Below are 14,235 nucleotides of genomic sequence, written 5' to 3' on the forward strand. Positions count from 1 at the left end.
GCCGTGATGTCACCGCGTCAGGACACGGTGTCGTGTGCCAGGTCGATGTCGAAGCCGGTACGGCCGCCGTCCTCCAGCCGCAGCGACGCGACCGCCGGTGCGTAACCGCTGGCGATGATCGTGTACTGACCGCCGTCGAGGTCGGTGAAGGCGTACGCGCCGTCGTCACCGGTGATGACGGAGAGCACCGTGTTGCCCGCCGGGTCCAGCAGGGTCACCCGGGCGTCGCCGAGCGGCTCGCCCTGCCCGGTCCGTACGGTGCCGCAGATCCGGGCACAGGGCGCGAGCCGCGCCTCGTACCAGTTGGCCTCGCCTGAGCCGCCGACCTCGGCCTGGAGCGCCGCGGGGCGGTGGCCCGCCGCGCTGACGGCCAGCGTGTAGCTGCCGGGAACCAGGTCGCCGAAGACGAAGTCGCCGTCCTGGCCGGCCACGGCCGAGGCCACCACGTCACCGCGCAGGTCCGTGGCCACCACCAGCGCGCCCGGCACCGGGGCCGCGCCCCGGCTGTCGCGCACCTGGCCGGTCAGCCCGGCCGCGCCCTTGAGCGCGAGGTCGTACGGGACCACCTCGTCGCCCACCACCACGGTGGCCGCCTGCGGCTGCCGGGTACCGGAGGACGCGATCAGCACGTACGTGCCGGCCCCCGGTGCGGCGAGCGCGTAGCCGCCGTCCCGCGCGGTACGGGCGTGGCCGAGCTGGCGGCCGCCGATGTCGATCAGGGTCACCGCGGCGCCCGCCAGCGGGAGGCCCTGGCCGTCGCGCACCTGCCCGCTGATGCCGGGGCCCGCGACGGGCTCGGCACGGGCCGCGAGGTCCGGACCGGGCTCCGCGGGTGCCGCGGCCGGCGCGTCCTTCACCATGTCCACGGGCTCCGCCGGGGCCGTGGCGTCGGTCTCCGCCGCACCGGCCGTCGCGGCCTCCTCGGAGGCACGCGCCTGGAGGCCGGAGATCTGCCGCAGCGGCACCTCCTTGACGAAGAGCACCAGCACGAAGGCCACCGCGATGATGATCGCGCCCACCAGGAACACGTTGTGCATCGAGTCGGTGAAGCCGCGCTGGAACGGCTCGGCCAGCCGCGGGTCGAGCTTCTGGATGAACGAGGAGTCGCTCAGTACCGAGGAGGAACCGCCGGCGCCCGGGTGCTGGAGCATGTCGAGCACCGGCTTGCTGGCCGGGTCGCGCAGGACCGACGGGTCGTGCAGGGCGGCCTGGAACCGGTCGGTGGAGGCCGCGGTCCGGAACGCCGAGGCGATCTTGTCGCCGACGGTGCTGAAGAGCAGCGACAGGAAGATCGCGGTACCGGCGGTGGCGCCCATCTGACGGAAGAAGGTGGACGACGCGGTCGCCACGCCCATGTCCCCCGGGGGCACCGCGTTCTGCACCGCCAGCACCAGCGTCTGCATGCAGGAGCCCAGGCCGAGGCCGAAGACGACCATGAAGACCATGGTTTCCCACAGCGGGGTGTCCCACTGGACCTGGAAGTGGAAGAGCAGCAGCGCCGCCACCATCAGGGCCGTGCCGATGACCGGGAAGATCTTGTAGCGGCCGGTCTTGGAGGTGATCTGGCCGGTGACGATGGAGGCGATCATCATGCCCGCCATCAGCGGCAGCATCTCCAGGCCCGACCTGGTGGGGCTGGATCCCTTCACGATCTGCAGGTACTGCGGGATCATCATCATCCCGCCGAACATGCCCATGCCGATGAAGACGGACAGCAGGCTCGTCTTGCTGAACGTGCCGTTGCGGAACAACCGCATCGGGATGAGCGCGTCGTCGCCGACCTTCCGCTCCACGAAGATCCAGGCGATGATGCCCAGCGCGCCGATGACGTAGCAGGCGACGGAGGTCGCCGAGCCCCAGCCCCACTCGCGGCCCTGTTCGGCGACGAGCAGCAGCGGGACCACGCCGATGGCGATGGTGAGCGCGCCCCACCAGTCGATGCGCCGGTCGCGGCGGGTGTGCGGGATGTTCAGGACCTTGGCGACCACGAACAGCGCGATGATGCCGACCGGCACGTTGACCAGGAAGACCCAGCGCCAGCCGGTGATGCCCAGCAGGGTGGCCTGGCCGGCCAGCGCGCCGCCGATGAGCGGCCCGGCCACGCTGGAGGTGGCGAACGTACCGAGCATGTAGCCCTGGTACCGGGCGCGCTCGCGCGGCGGGACGATGTCACCGATGATCGCCAGGGCCAGCGACATCAGGCCGCCGGCGCCCAGGCCCTGCAGCGCCCGGAAGACGGCCAGTTCGGTCATCGAGGTGGAGAAGGTGCACAGCACCGAACCCACGACGAAGATGCTGATCGCCGCCAGGTAGTACGGCTTGCGGCCGTGCAGGTCGGACAGCTTGCCGTAGAGCGGCGTGGCGATCGTCGAGGTGATCAGGTAGGCGGTGGTCGCCCACGCCTGCTGGCTGAGGCCGTGCAGGTCGTCGGCGATGGTCCGGATGGAGGTGGAGACGATGGTCTGGTCGAGCGCCGCCAGGAACATGCCCAGCATCAGTCCGCTGAGGATGGTCAGGATCTGCCGGTGACTGAGGGCCCCCGTCCCGGCTGTCGGCGCCGTCCCCGCTATCTCGGGGGTTTTCGTGGTACTCACGCTGGTGTGTCTTTCTGCTTCACGGCGGTGTCCCGGCTTTCCGGGGGGTGGGGCGGGATGGGGGTGTGCCTGGCCTCTTCCAGATCGTCGTTGAGCCGGCCCATCAGGCGGACCAGGTGCTCCCGGTCCTCCTCGGGCCAGCGCTCCAGGAGGGCCGCCAGCTTGCTGTCGCGCTGCGCCCGGTACACCTGGAAGGCCGCGTGCCCGGCGTCGGTGGCGCGCAGCAGCGTCCCCCTGCGGTCCTCGGGATCCGGATAGCGCTCGACCAGTCCCCGGTCCACCAGTGAGCGCACCTGGCGGCTCACGGTCGAGAGGTCCAGGAAGGCGTCGGCGGCCAGGTCGGTGGCGCGCCGGTCCCCGTGGTTCACGAGCTTGGCGAGCAGTACCCGGTCGGCGGCTCCCCCGTCCGTCTTGGCGCTCCGCCGCCACGTGGTGATCAGCCGTCCGAAACGTACGATCTGCGTGCCCAGCTCGGCGGCGGCCTCGTCCAGCTTCGACGAGGCACTGCTCACGGCGGCGTCCTCCCGGGCGTGGGTGCCCGCACCCGTCGCCCTTCCCCCAGTCATGTCTGCGTTGCCCTGTTCATAGGTTGCTTGTAGCTACCAAGAGAGTGTCCAGGATGTTGCTTGTATTCAGCAAGCCGATTCCGGGTCCCCCGGAGACAGGTGGGAAAACCTTTACCGTGACGGCCCGTCAGGCGGAGTCGCGCGTCACGAGGGGCACCGACGGGGCTACGGAGGGTGCGTCGCCGTCGGGCAGGAGGGGGCGGGCTTCCCCGCGGATCATCTCCCCGTCCACGGGAGTGTGCCCGGAGCCGGACTTGAACCGGCACGGCCCGAAGGCCAGCGAGGTTTAAGCTCGCCGTGTCTGCATTCCACCATCCGGGCCCGAAACCCCCCACGCCGTCACGAAGACGGCACCACGAGCCTAGCCCGCAGCGCCACTCGAACAGCGGCGGGTGAGCCCGAGGTTGTCTTATTTTATTGGCAACTGAGGGTGCATCAGCACGTGGTACTGGCCTTCGGCACATGCCCAGGGCCGAACCGCCCCGCTCACGCCCCACCGGCGCCGCCGCGGCCGGAATGACGGAAACTCGATGCCTCCCCCGCGCCGTACCGCGGCCTGCCCGCGTTCCCGCCGCCGCGTCAGCGCCTCAGGGTCGCCCTCATCCCCAAGGAGGACCCGGGGCCCGTGGCGTCCGACCGCAGGCCCCCCGAGAGACCGGCGCAGGGACTGACGTCCCGCGCCCTCCGCTCCCGGACGATGGAATCCGACCGTTCACACGGCCCCTACATCCGACAGGAGCACCCACCCGTGACCACCCTCCACTCCGGCGTTCCCACCGCCACCCGCGCCACCGCGGCGGCCGCACGCGCCACGGATCTCACCAAGGTCTACGGACAGGGCGAGACCCAGGTGGTCGCCCTGGACGGCGTCAGCGTCGAATTCCGGCAGGCCGAGTTCACCGCGATCATGGGCCCCTCCGGCTCCGGCAAGTCCACGCTGATGCACTGCATGGCGGGGCTGGACACCGTCTCCCGCGGCTCGGCCCGGATCGGCGGGACCGAGCTGACCGGCCTGAAGGACAAGAAGCTCACCCAGCTGCGCCGCGACAAGATCGGCTTCATCTTCCAGGCGTTCAACCTGCTGCCGACGCTCAGCGCGCTGGAGAACATCACCCTGCCGATGGACATCGCGGGCCGTAAGCCCGACCAGCAGTGGCTGGACCGGGTCGTGACGACGGTCGGCCTCTCCGAGCGGCTGGCGCACCGCCCCAGCGAGCTCTCCGGCGGCCAGCAGCAGCGCGTCGCGGTGGCCCGCGCGCTGGCCTCCAAGCCCGAGATCATCTTCGCCGACGAGCCCACCGGCAACCTCGACTCGCGCTCCGGCGCCGAGGTACTGGGCTTCCTGCGCAACTCCGTGCGCGAGCTCGGCCAGACCGTGGTGATGGTCACCCACGACCCGGTGGCCGCGGGCTACGCGGACCGCGTCGTCTTCCTGGCCGACGGCCGGATCGTCGACGACATGACGACCCCGACCGCCGACAAGGTCCTGGAACGGATGCTGCGTCTGTCCGGGGGTGCCCCCCAGACCCCCGGCCCCGACGCCGAGGGCCGTACGAGCTGACCCGTCCCGGCCCGTACCGCCGGTCCCCGCCGCCCGTCCTCCGGACCTCACCTTCAGGACTGTCCACTCATGTTCCGAACCGCCGTGCGCAACGTCCTCGCGCACAAGGCCCGGTTGCTGATGACCGTGCTCGCCGTCATGCTCGGCGTCGCCTTCGTGTCCGGCACCCTGGTCTTCACCAACACCATCTCCCAGGCCCAGCAGAGCAGCTCCGCCAAGGGCTTCGACCATGTCGACGTCGCCGTCGAGCCCGAGTCGCAGCCCGATCACGGCGACCGTCTCGCGCCGCCGCCCCAGCTGTCCGAGGCCCTGCTGAAGAAGGCCCGGCAGGTGCCCGGCGCCGACTCCGCGATCGGCTCCCTGCACGGCTTCACCGCGCTCGCCGGCAAGGACGGCAAGCTCGTCGGCACCGGCTTCTCCACCCAGGGCGGCAACTACTCGGGCGCCCACGACCCGCGCTACCCGCTCAAGACCGGCCGCGCCCCGCACGGCGCGCACGAGGTCGCGATCGACGCGAAGACCGCCGAGCGGACCGGTTACAAGGTCGGCGACACCGTCCGTGTCTCCGTCGACGGCCCGGTGCTGACCCCGAAGATCTCCGGCATCTTCACCACCGACGACGGCACCGTCGCGGCCGGCGGCTCGCTCACCCTCTTCGACACCCCCACCACCCAGCGGCTCTTCCACAAGGAAGGCGCGTACGACCGGATCGACGTCAAGGCCGCGTCCGGCGTCTCGCAGAGCGCACTCCAGGCACAGCTCAAGAAGGCGCTGCCGAAGGACCAGGCGTCCACGACCACGGCGCGGCAGCTGGCCGACGACCAGGCCGAGACGATCGCCTCGTCGATGGACAGCTTCCGGACCACGCTGCTGATGTTCGCCGGCATCGCGCTCTTCGTCGGCATCTTCATCATCGCCAACACCTTCACCATGCTGGTCGCCCAGCGCACCAAGGAGCTGGCCCTGCTGCGCGCCGTCGGCGCGTCCCGCAAGCAGGTCACCCGCTCGGTGCTCTTCGAGGCGTTCGTCGTCGGCACCATCGCCGCCGTGGCCGGGCTGGCCGTCGGCATCGGCATCGGCGCCGGGCTGCGGGCCGTCATGGGCGCGACGGGCGTGACCCTGCCCGACGGTCCGCTGGTGGTCTCGCCGGGCACCGTCGCCACCTCCCTGGCCGTCGGCATCCTGGTCACCATGCTCGCCGCCTGGCTGCCGGGCCGCCGCGCCGCCAAGATCCCGCCGGTCGCCGCGATGAACAGCGTGCACGCCACCGCCACGACCAAGTCCCTGGTACTGCGCAACACCCTCGGCGCCGTTCTCACCGGCGCGGGCATCGCCGTCGTCCTGTACGCGACGAGCGTGCAGGACATGGACTCCGGGCAGCTCCCCATGGGGCTGGGCGCCGCGCTGCTGGTGATCGGCGTCTTCGTGCTCACGCCGCTGCTCTCCCGCCCGCTGATCGCGGCCGCCGGCCCGCTGCTGCGCGCCTTCGGGATCTCCGGCAAGCTCGCCCGGCTGAACGCGGTACGCAATCCGCGCCGCACCGCCGCCACCTCCGCGGCGCTGATGATCGGCCTCACCCTGATCACCGGCATGACCGTCATCGCGGGCAGCTCACAGCAGGCGGTCGACAAGATGGCCACCTCCGCCCTGAAGGCGGACTACGTGGTCTCCATGGCGAACGGCAGCTCCCTCTCGCCCGAGGTGGAGAAGAAGCTGGACGGGGTCGACGGCGTCACCGCGGTCAGCGGCATGCGCAACGCCCCCGCCCGGATCGCCGGCTCGACCGAGTATCTGACCGGCGTCAACGGGAGCAGGATCGGCGACCTCACCGATCTCCCCGTCAAGAGCGGCGCTTTCACCGTCGGCGGCAAGAACGTCGTGGTCGACGACGCCACCGCCAAGGACAAGGGCTGGCACGCCGGCTCCGCCTTCACGGTGGCGTACGAGGACGGCAGCAAGCAGCGGCTCACCGTCGCGGGCGTCTACGAGGGCAACGAGCTGATCAGCGGCATCCTGCTGGACAGCCCGACCCTCACCCCGCACATCGCCGACCCGTCCGACATGCAGGTCATGGTGAAGACCGCGGGCGGCACCTCGGACGCCGCCCAGAGCAGGCTGACCAAGGCGCTCGGCGACAACCCGGCGATCCAGGTCCAGGACAAGCAGGACATCTCCGAGGGCATCGCCAAGTCGGTCACCCTGATGCTCAACATGCTCTACGGACTGCTGGCCATGGCCGTGATCGTCGCGGTGCTCGGCGTGATCAACACCCTCGCGATGTCGGTGTTCGAACGCTCCCAGGAGATCGGCATGCTGCGGGCGATCGGCCTGGACCGGCGTGGCATCAAGCGGATGGTCCGCCTGGAGTCCCTGGTGATCTCGCTCTTCGGCGGGGTGCTGGGCATCGGCCTCGGCGTCTTCTTCGGCTGGGCCGGCGGCAAGCTCATCGGGGACAGCCTCGGCACGTACGAGATGGTGCTGCCCTGGGGCCGGATGGCGCTCTTCCTGGCGCTCGCCGCGCTGGTCGGCGTGGCCGCCGCGCTGTGGCCCGCGCGCCGCGCCGCCCGGCTGAACATGCTGGCCGCGATCAAGGCGGAGTGACCCCGCGCGGCTGAAAGCACGGGAGCCCCGGTCCACCGGACCGGGGCTCCCGTCGGCTGCGCGGCCGGGCGGCTCAGCCCCGCCACTCCCGTGCCCGCAGCGGCATGCCGGAGGCCCCGCCCTCCGGCGTACGGACGGCGAGTACCTGGTTCACGCCGATGCGGTTGCGCTCGAAGGAGAGTGCCGAGGCCGCCATGTACAGCCGCCAGACGCGGGCCCGGCCCGGCGTCGTCAGGCGCACGGCGCGGTCCCAGTGGCGCTCCAGGTTGGCCACCCACTGGCGCAGCGTCAGCGCGTAGTGCTCGCGGATCGCCTCCACGTCGCGCACCTCGAAGCCGGCGTCCTCCAGCTGGCCGACGGTCTGCCCGACCGGGGCCAGCTCGCCGTCGGGGAAGACGTAGCGGTCGATGAACTCGTCCACGTGGTAGCTGTCCTCGTCGGCCAGCGGACGCCGCGCGATCTGGTGGTTGAGCAGCCGGCCGCCCGGCCTGAGCAGGCCGTACAGGTCGGCGGCGTACTCGGCGTACCGGTCCCGGCCGACGTGCTCGGCCATGCCGATGGAGGAGATCGCGTCGTACGGGCCGTCCTTGACCAGGCGGTAGTCCTGGACGCGGATCTCGATGCGGTCGGTGAGCCCGGCCTCGGCGACGCGCTTGCGGGCGTACGCGGCCTGCTCCTCGGAGAGGGTGACGCCGACCGCGCTCACGCCGTACTTCTGCGCGGCGTGCAGCACCATCGAGCCCCAGCCGCAGCCCACGTCCAGCAGCCGCTCGCCCTCCTTGAGGTTCAGCTTGCGGCAGATGAGGTCGAGCTTGTCGCGCTGGGCGTCCTCCAGGGTCGCCGCCCCCTCCTCGCCGGTCTCCCAGTAGGCGCAGGAGTAGACCATGGACGGGCCGAGGACCAGCTCGTAGAAGTCGTTGCCGACGTCGTAGTGGTGGCTGATGGCCTGCTTGTCGCGGCGCAGCGTGTGCAGCGGGCCGTGCGTCTTGGGCGCCTCTTCGGCGGGCGGGCGGGGCGGCAGGGGCGCGCCGGCGAGCGAGACGAGTTCACGGGCGGCGCTGCGGACCTCCGGGCGGGCCAGGGCGCGCAGCACGGCGGCGCGCTGCGGCTTGCCCTGGTCCTCCGGGCCGCGCTCCCAGATCATTTCGGCGAGACCGTCCAGGGCGGCGTAGAGGTCTCCGTCGACGTCGAGGTCGCCGGCCACCCAGGCGCGCGCCAGGCCCAGTTCGCCGGGCTTGAAGAGCAGGTGGCGCAGCGCGCGACGGTTGCGGAAGACGAGGGCCGGGGCTCCTGGCGGACCCGACTCGCTGCGGTCCCAGGCCCGGATGCGCACCGGGAGCGGGGCGCCCAGTAGCTCCTCCGCGAGCTTGGTGAGCCGTCCAGCGGCGTCGGCCATGTCGCACACCTCCGTTATTGACGAGTCGGGGCGAGATAGATTCACCCACCACGTAAACGCCTGATGGGGTCCCGGTAGTCCCGTTCGTTCGTAAGGGAACAGCAAAGCCCGGCACCGGCGCCATTGTGAATACGCCGAAGGAGCGGCTCGTACGACCGGCATGCGGACCGGCACGCGGAAACGCCGAAGGGCGCCTGCCCCACGGATGGCAGGCGCCCTTCGGCGTGTGTACTGCGTGGCTTGCCGACGCGTGGTCAGGAAGCCGGTGTTCAGGAAGCCTTGGCGGTCTTCTTGTCCTCGGCGGCGGCCGGCTTCGGCGCGGGCTTGGCGGCCTCGTAGAACTCCTCGCGGGGGTTCTCCATGGCGCCGAGCGAGACGACCTCGCGCTTGAGGAACATGCCGAGCGTCCAGTCGGCGAAGACCCGGATCTTGCGGTTGAAGGTCGGCATCGCCATGCCGTGGTACGCGCGGTGCATGTACCAGGCCAGCCGGCCCTTCAGCTTGATCTTGGTCTTGCCCAGGACGATCATCGCGACGCCCTTGTGCAGACCGAGGCCCGCGACCGCGCCCTTGTTGGCGTGGCTGTACTCCTTCTGCGGGAAGCCCCGCATGCCGGAGACCACGTTGTCGCCGAGGATCCGCGCCTGGCGCAGCGCGTGCTGGGCGTTCGGCGGGCACCAGGCGTTCTCGTTACCGGCCTTGCGGCCGACGAGGTCCGGCACCTGGGCGTTGTCGCCCGCGGCCCAGATGTAGTCGGTGCCCTGCACCTGGAGGGTGGCGGCGGTGTCGACGTGGCCGCGCGGGCCCAGCGGCAGACCGAAGCGGGACAGCGCCGGGTTCGGCTTGACGCCCGCGGTCCACACGATGGTGTTGGCGTCGACCTCGAGGCCGTTGTTCAGGACCACGTGGCCGTCCACGCAGGAGTCCATGCCGGTCTTGAGGTAGACCTCGACGCCGCGGCCTTCCAGGTGCTCCTTGCCGTAGGCGCCGAGCTTCGGGCCGACCTCGGGGAGGATCTTGTCGGCGACGTCGACCAGGAGGAAGCGCATGTCCTCGCGCTTCACGTTCGTGTAGTACTTCGCGGCGTCGCGGGCCATGTCCTCGACCTCGCCGACGGTCTCCGCGCCGGCGAAGCCGCCGCCGACGAAGACGAAGGTCAGCGCCTTGCGGCGGACCTCCTCGTCCGTCGTGGAGTCGGCCTTGTCGAGCTGCTCGAGGACGTGGTTGCGCAGGCCGATGGCCTCCTCGACGCCCTTCATCCCGATGCCGTTCTCGGCCAGGCCGGGGATCGGGAAGGTACGCGAGACCGCGCCCATCGCGATGACCAGGTAGTCGAAGGGCAGCTCGTACGCCTCGCCGACCAGCGGCGCGACGGTGGCGACCTTGCGGTCCTGGTCGATGGTCGTGACGCGGCCGGTGAGGACCTCCGCCTTGGGCAGCACACGTCGCAGCGGAACCACGACGTGGCGCGGAGAGATGCTGCCGGCCGCAGCTTCGGGGAGGAAGGGCTGGTACGTCATGTACGAGCGCGGGTCGACGACCGTGACGGTCGCCTCGCCGTACCGCATCTTCTTGAGGATGCGGCGTGCCGCGTACAGGCCTACGTACCCACCGCCTACTACGAGGATCCTGGGACGCTCCGTGGTGCTCATGTCATCGAGTATCCACCCCCACTTGGGGGGTCGCTCGTGAGGGCCTTCACAAGCATGCGGGAGGGGTCTGCTACACTCCGCGCCTTCGTGATCGACGCCATAGCGCCACCGGGGAACCACGGGGTACGGCCGAGCGTTGGACACCCCTTCTCATCAGGCGTTGCACGCCTTTGTGAGGCTGGACCACGGGCCACATAAGCGCTTCTTTAACACTGTCGAAAGCGCACATTCCAAGGGCGGCCCGCCCAAGTGAGCCCCGTACGGCGTCCCGGCGGACGGTTTGTTGGCCCAACGGGCCCTTTTTTCATGTGAAGAGTTTCACGAACTTTCTCGGCGACACGTCGCGAAGGGGCCCCGGAACGCGGGATTCGCACGCTCCGAGGCCCCTCCCGGGCACCTCTCAGAGGCCGTCAACGGCCCTCTCAGGCGAGGCTCCAGCCGATCCCGTCCAGGATGTCGTGCTCCGAGACGACGACCTCCTGAGCGCCCGTACGCTCCATGATCGAAAGCAGTACGAGGGCGCCCGCGGCGATCACGTCCACCCGGCCCGGGTGCATCACCGGGATCGCCGCGCGCTCGTCGTGCGTGGAGCCCAGCAGCGACTCGGTGATCTCCCGGACCTCGGCCAGCGGGATCCGCGAGTGGTGGATGGCGGCCGAGTCGTACTCCTCCAGGCCCAGCGCGATCGCGGCCACCGTGGTCACCGAGCCGGCCAGCCCCACCAGCGTGCGCGCCTCGCCCAGCGGGACGCTCTCGGCGGCCTGGTCCAGCGCCGCGGCGACGTCCGCCTTTATGGCGGTGATCTGGTCCGGCGTCGGCGGGTCGGTGACCTCGCCGTCGTGCACGAGGTGCCGCTCGGTCATCCGCACACAGCCGATGTCGACGGAGCGGGCGGCCCGCACGTCTTCGTCGCCCAGTACGAACTCGGTCGAGCCACCGCCGATGTCCACGACCAGGTACGGCTTGGTCAGGTCCTCGCGGCCCTTCAGCTCCTTCGTCGCGCCCGTGAAGGAGAACTCCGCCTCCTGGTCGCCGGTGATCACCTCGGGCTCGACGCCCAGGATGTCCACCACGCCGCGCACGAAGTCGTCGCGGTTCTCCGCGTCGCGCGAGGCCGAGGTCGCCACGAAGCGCACCCGCTCGGCGCCCAGCTCCTCGATGACGGCGGCGTACTCACGGCAGGCCGCGAAGGTCCGCTCCAGCGCCTCCGGGGCCAGCCGACCGGTACGGTCCACGCCCTGGCCGAGCCGGACGATCTTCATCCGCCGGTCCAGGTCCTTCAGCTCGCCCGTCTCCGGGTCGGCGTCCGCCACGAGCAGGCGGATGGAGTTCGTACCGCAGTCGATGGCCGCGACCCGGGTCACTTGGCGTCTCCTTCGTCGTCGCCGGCGCCGCACGGGCTCACGCACGGCCCCTTCTTCCACCACTCCGGCAGCATGGCGATGGCCTCGTCGCCCAGCGGGTTGACGCCGGGACCGGCCGCCAGCGAGTGGCCGACCAGGACGTGCAGGCACTTCACCCGGTCCGGCATGCCGCCGGCGCTCGGGAAGCCCTGCAGCACCTCGATGGCGTCCCGGCGGCGGATGTAGTCCTCGTGCGCCGCGCGGTAGGCGGCGGCGAGCTCCGGGTCGGTGGCCAGCCGCTCGCTCATCTCCTTCATCACGCCGTTCGCCTCCAGCGTGCCGATCGCGGAGGCCGCGCGCGGGCAGGTGAGGTAGTACAGCGTGGGGAAGGGCGTGCCGTCCTCCAGGCGCGGGGCCGTCTCGACGACGTCGGGGTTGCCGCAGGGGCAGCGGTGCGCGATGGCGCGCAGGCCGCGCGGCGGGCGGCCCAGCTGCTCCCGGAACGCCGCGACGTCCGCGTCGGTGGGCTCGGTGGGCTCGGTCTGGGGAGGCGGCGTGTCCATGCAGGCTTCTCTTGTCGTCAGGGTTGAACGGTCGGCCGCCCCATCATCCCCCGGCGGCCCTGTGGCGCGCGTCGGCGGAGTCCAGGCCGGACCAGATGGCTTCGTACCAGGGGCGCTGCACGGCACTCCGGCCGGCCTGCGGCCGGCTCGCGCCGGTGCCGTCCACGACGGTGTAACCGGTCTCGCCCGGCAGCACGTAGTGCAGGTGGCGGCGGGCCTGCTGGCGTACGTAGGCGGGGTCCTGCCAGCGGGCCTTCTCCTGGCGCAGCCGCTGCACCGCCTCCCGGGCCGTCTCGGCCTCACGGCGCTGATCGGCGATGTCCGAGCGCTGGGAGACGTACGCCCTTATCGGATACGCGAGGGCCACGACCAGCGAGCACAGCACGAGCACGAGGAGCGCGGCGCGCCCGGTGAGCCGGCTGCGGCGGAACACGGTGGCCTCCCCTGGGTGGCTGCGTACGCGACGGCGTACGTACGTCCCCGGCAACGGTACGGGACCGCTGCCGGGGACGTACGGAGGTGGGGACCATCAGCCCCCGTAGGCCAGAACTCAGCCCTTGAAACGCGGGAAGGCGCTGCGGCCCGCGTACACCGCCGCGTCGTCGAGGATCTCCTCGATGCGCAGCAGCTGGTTGTACTTGGCCACGCGCTCGGAGCGGGCCGGGGCGCCGGTCTTGATCTGGCCGCAGTTGGTGGCGACGGCCAGGTCGGCGATGGTGACGTCCTCGGTCTCGCCGGAGCGGTGCGACATCATGCACTTGAAGCCGTTGCGCTGGGCCAGCTCGACGGCGTCCAGGGTCTCGGTCAGCGAACCGATCTGGTTGACCTTGACCAGGAGGGCGTTGGCCGAGTTCTCCTCGATGCCGCGGGCCAGGCGCTCGGGGTTGGTGACGAACAGGTCGTCGCCCACCAGCTGCACCTTGGTGCCGAGCTTCTCGGTGATGACGTTCCAGCCGGCCCAGTCGTCCTCGAAGAGCGGGTCCTCGATGGAGACGAGCGGGTACGAGGCGACGAGCTCCTCGTAGTACTCGGTCATCTCGGCGGCCGAGCGGCTCTTGCCCTCGAACTCGTACACGCCGTCCTTGTAGAACTCGGAGGCGGCGACGTCCAGCGCCAGCGCGATGTCCTGGCCGGGGGCGTAGCCGGCCTCCGTGATGGCCTCCAGGATGAGGTCGAGGGCCTCACGGTTGGAGCCGAGGTTCGGGGCGAAGCCGCCCTCGTCGCCCAGGCCGGTGGCCAGGCCCTTGTTCTTCAGGACCTTCTTGAGGGTGTGGTAGACCTCGGCGCCCCAGCGCAGCGCCTCGGAGAAGGACTCCGCGCCGATCGGGGCGATCATGAACTCCTGGATGTCCACGTTGGAGTCGGCGTGCGAGCCGCCGTTCAGGATGTTCATCATCGGGACGGGCAGGACGTGCGCGTTCGGGCCACCGAGGTAGCGGAACAGCGGCAGGTCGCTGGCCTCGGACGCGGCGTGCGCGACGGCCAGCGAGACGCCCAGGATCGCGTTGGCGCCCAGGGAGCCCTTGTTGTCGGTGGCGTCCAGGTCGAACATCGCCTGGTCGATGAGGCGCTGCTCGGTGGCGTCGTAGCCGACCAGCTCGGGGCCGATCTGCTCGATGACGGCCAGCACGGCCTTCTCGACGCCCTTGCCGAGGTAACGGTTCGGGTCGCCGTCACGCAGCTCGATGGCCTCGAAGGCGCCGGTGGAGGCGCCCGACGGCACGGCCGCGCGGCCGGTGCTGCCGTCGTCGAGGCCGACCTCGACCTCGACCGTGGGGTTGCCTCGCGAGTCGAGGATCTCGCGAGCTACGACGACGTCGATCGACGGCACGTTGTCTCCTTCGTGGGTTTCTGGAGTTCTGCAGCACGAGCCTAACGGCCCACGGCTCCTACGCCTGCCCCTAGCCCCGTCTGTGAGACGAAAAAGGACCCAAAGGCCCGCAATACGGGAGGTAGCGT

At 70.8% G+C, this 14,235-nt stretch carries 10 protein-coding genes and 1 tRNA gene; 2 read left to right on the forward strand and 9 right to left on the reverse strand.

Features of this window, described 5'->3' with window-relative positions:
- Positions 1 to 17: 17 nt before the first annotated feature.
- The 3 genes from ACZ4MH_RS15385 to ACZ4MH_RS15395 form a co-directional block, all read right to left on the reverse strand.
- Positions 18 to 2,594, reverse strand: coding sequence for an MFS transporter (locus ACZ4MH_RS15385; protein WP_351597824.1), 2,577 nt, complete (start codon positions 2,592 to 2,594; stop codon positions 18 to 20).
- A complete protein-coding gene (locus tag ACZ4MH_RS15390) occupies positions 2,591 to 3,106 on the reverse strand; it encodes a MarR family winged helix-turn-helix transcriptional regulator (RefSeq protein ID WP_351597821.1) in 516 nt (171 codons plus the stop codon). Before ACZ4MH_RS15390 ends, ACZ4MH_RS15385 begins: the two co-directional genes overlap by 4 nt.
- Before the next feature lie 293 nt (positions 3,107 to 3,399).
- Positions 3,400 to 3,481, reverse strand: a tRNA-Leu gene (locus ACZ4MH_RS15395).
- A 427-nt stretch (positions 3,482 to 3,908) separates the two neighbouring features.
- Between ACZ4MH_RS15395 and ACZ4MH_RS15400 the strand changes: the two genes are divergently transcribed.
- On the forward strand, positions 3,909 to 4,721 hold the full coding sequence (locus ACZ4MH_RS15400; RefSeq protein ID WP_351597818.1) for an ABC transporter ATP-binding protein: 813 nt from the start codon (positions 3,909 to 3,911) through the stop codon (positions 4,719 to 4,721).
- A 69-nt stretch (positions 4,722 to 4,790) separates the two neighbouring features.
- On the forward strand, positions 4,791 to 7,322 hold the full coding sequence (locus ACZ4MH_RS15405; protein ID WP_351597815.1) for an ABC transporter permease: 2,532 nt from the start codon (positions 4,791 to 4,793) through the stop codon (positions 7,320 to 7,322).
- Positions 7,323 to 7,395: 73 nt separating this feature from the next.
- Here the strand turns inward: ACZ4MH_RS15405 and ACZ4MH_RS15410 are convergent, their stop codons facing one another.
- The 6 genes from ACZ4MH_RS15410 to eno form a co-directional block, all read right to left on the reverse strand.
- The gene (locus ACZ4MH_RS15410) at positions 7,396 to 8,718 is read right to left on the reverse strand and encodes a cyclopropane-fatty-acyl-phospholipid synthase family protein (protein WP_351597812.1); all 1,323 of its coding nucleotides are present in this window, start codon (positions 8,716 to 8,718) and stop codon (positions 7,396 to 7,398) included.
- Positions 8,719 to 8,987: 269 nt separating this feature from the next.
- A complete protein-coding gene (locus tag ACZ4MH_RS15415) occupies positions 8,988 to 10,370 on the reverse strand; it encodes an NAD(P)/FAD-dependent oxidoreductase (RefSeq protein ID WP_351597809.1) in 1,383 nt (460 codons plus the stop codon).
- Between the two features lie 422 nt (positions 10,371 to 10,792).
- A complete protein-coding gene (locus tag ACZ4MH_RS15420) occupies positions 10,793 to 11,734 on the reverse strand; it encodes a Ppx/GppA phosphatase family protein (protein ID WP_351597806.1) in 942 nt (313 codons plus the stop codon).
- A complete protein-coding gene (locus ACZ4MH_RS15425) occupies positions 11,731 to 12,276 on the reverse strand; it encodes a DUF501 domain-containing protein (RefSeq protein ID WP_351597803.1) in 546 nt (181 codons plus the stop codon). Before ACZ4MH_RS15425 ends, ACZ4MH_RS15420 begins: the two co-directional genes overlap by 4 nt.
- 43 nt (positions 12,277 to 12,319) lie before the next feature.
- Positions 12,320 to 12,709, reverse strand: a complete 390-nt coding sequence (locus tag ACZ4MH_RS15430; protein WP_351597800.1) for an FtsB family cell division protein — start codon at positions 12,707 to 12,709, stop codon at positions 12,320 to 12,322.
- Between the two features lie 117 nt (positions 12,710 to 12,826).
- Positions 12,827 to 14,107 (reverse strand): phosphopyruvate hydratase, encoded by a 1,281-nt coding sequence (gene eno, locus ACZ4MH_RS15435; RefSeq protein ID WP_351597797.1) that lies wholly within the window; start codon positions 14,105 to 14,107, stop codon positions 12,827 to 12,829.
- Positions 14,108 to 14,235 lie beyond the last annotated feature (128 nt).

Source organism: Streptomyces sp. NPDC026301 (assembly GCF_055567935.1).

What these genes read in the sequence shown, in the direction of transcription:
- ACZ4MH_RS15410 (WP_351597812.1), bottom strand. Translation starts at nt 8,718, where the DNA reads ATGGCCGACGCCGCTGGACGGCTCACCAAGCTCGCGGAGGAGCTACTG.
- ACZ4MH_RS15425 (WP_351597803.1), bottom strand. Translation starts at nt 12,276, where the DNA reads ATGGACACGCCGCCTCCCCAGACCGAGCCCACCGAGCCCACCGACGCG.
- ACZ4MH_RS15415 (WP_351597809.1), bottom strand. Translation starts at nt 10,370, where the DNA reads ATGAGCACCACGGAGCGTCCCAGGATCCTCGTAGTAGGCGGTGGGTAC.
- ACZ4MH_RS15405 (WP_351597815.1), top strand. Translation starts at nt 4,791, where the DNA reads ATGTTCCGAACCGCCGTGCGCAACGTCCTCGCGCACAAGGCCCGGTTG.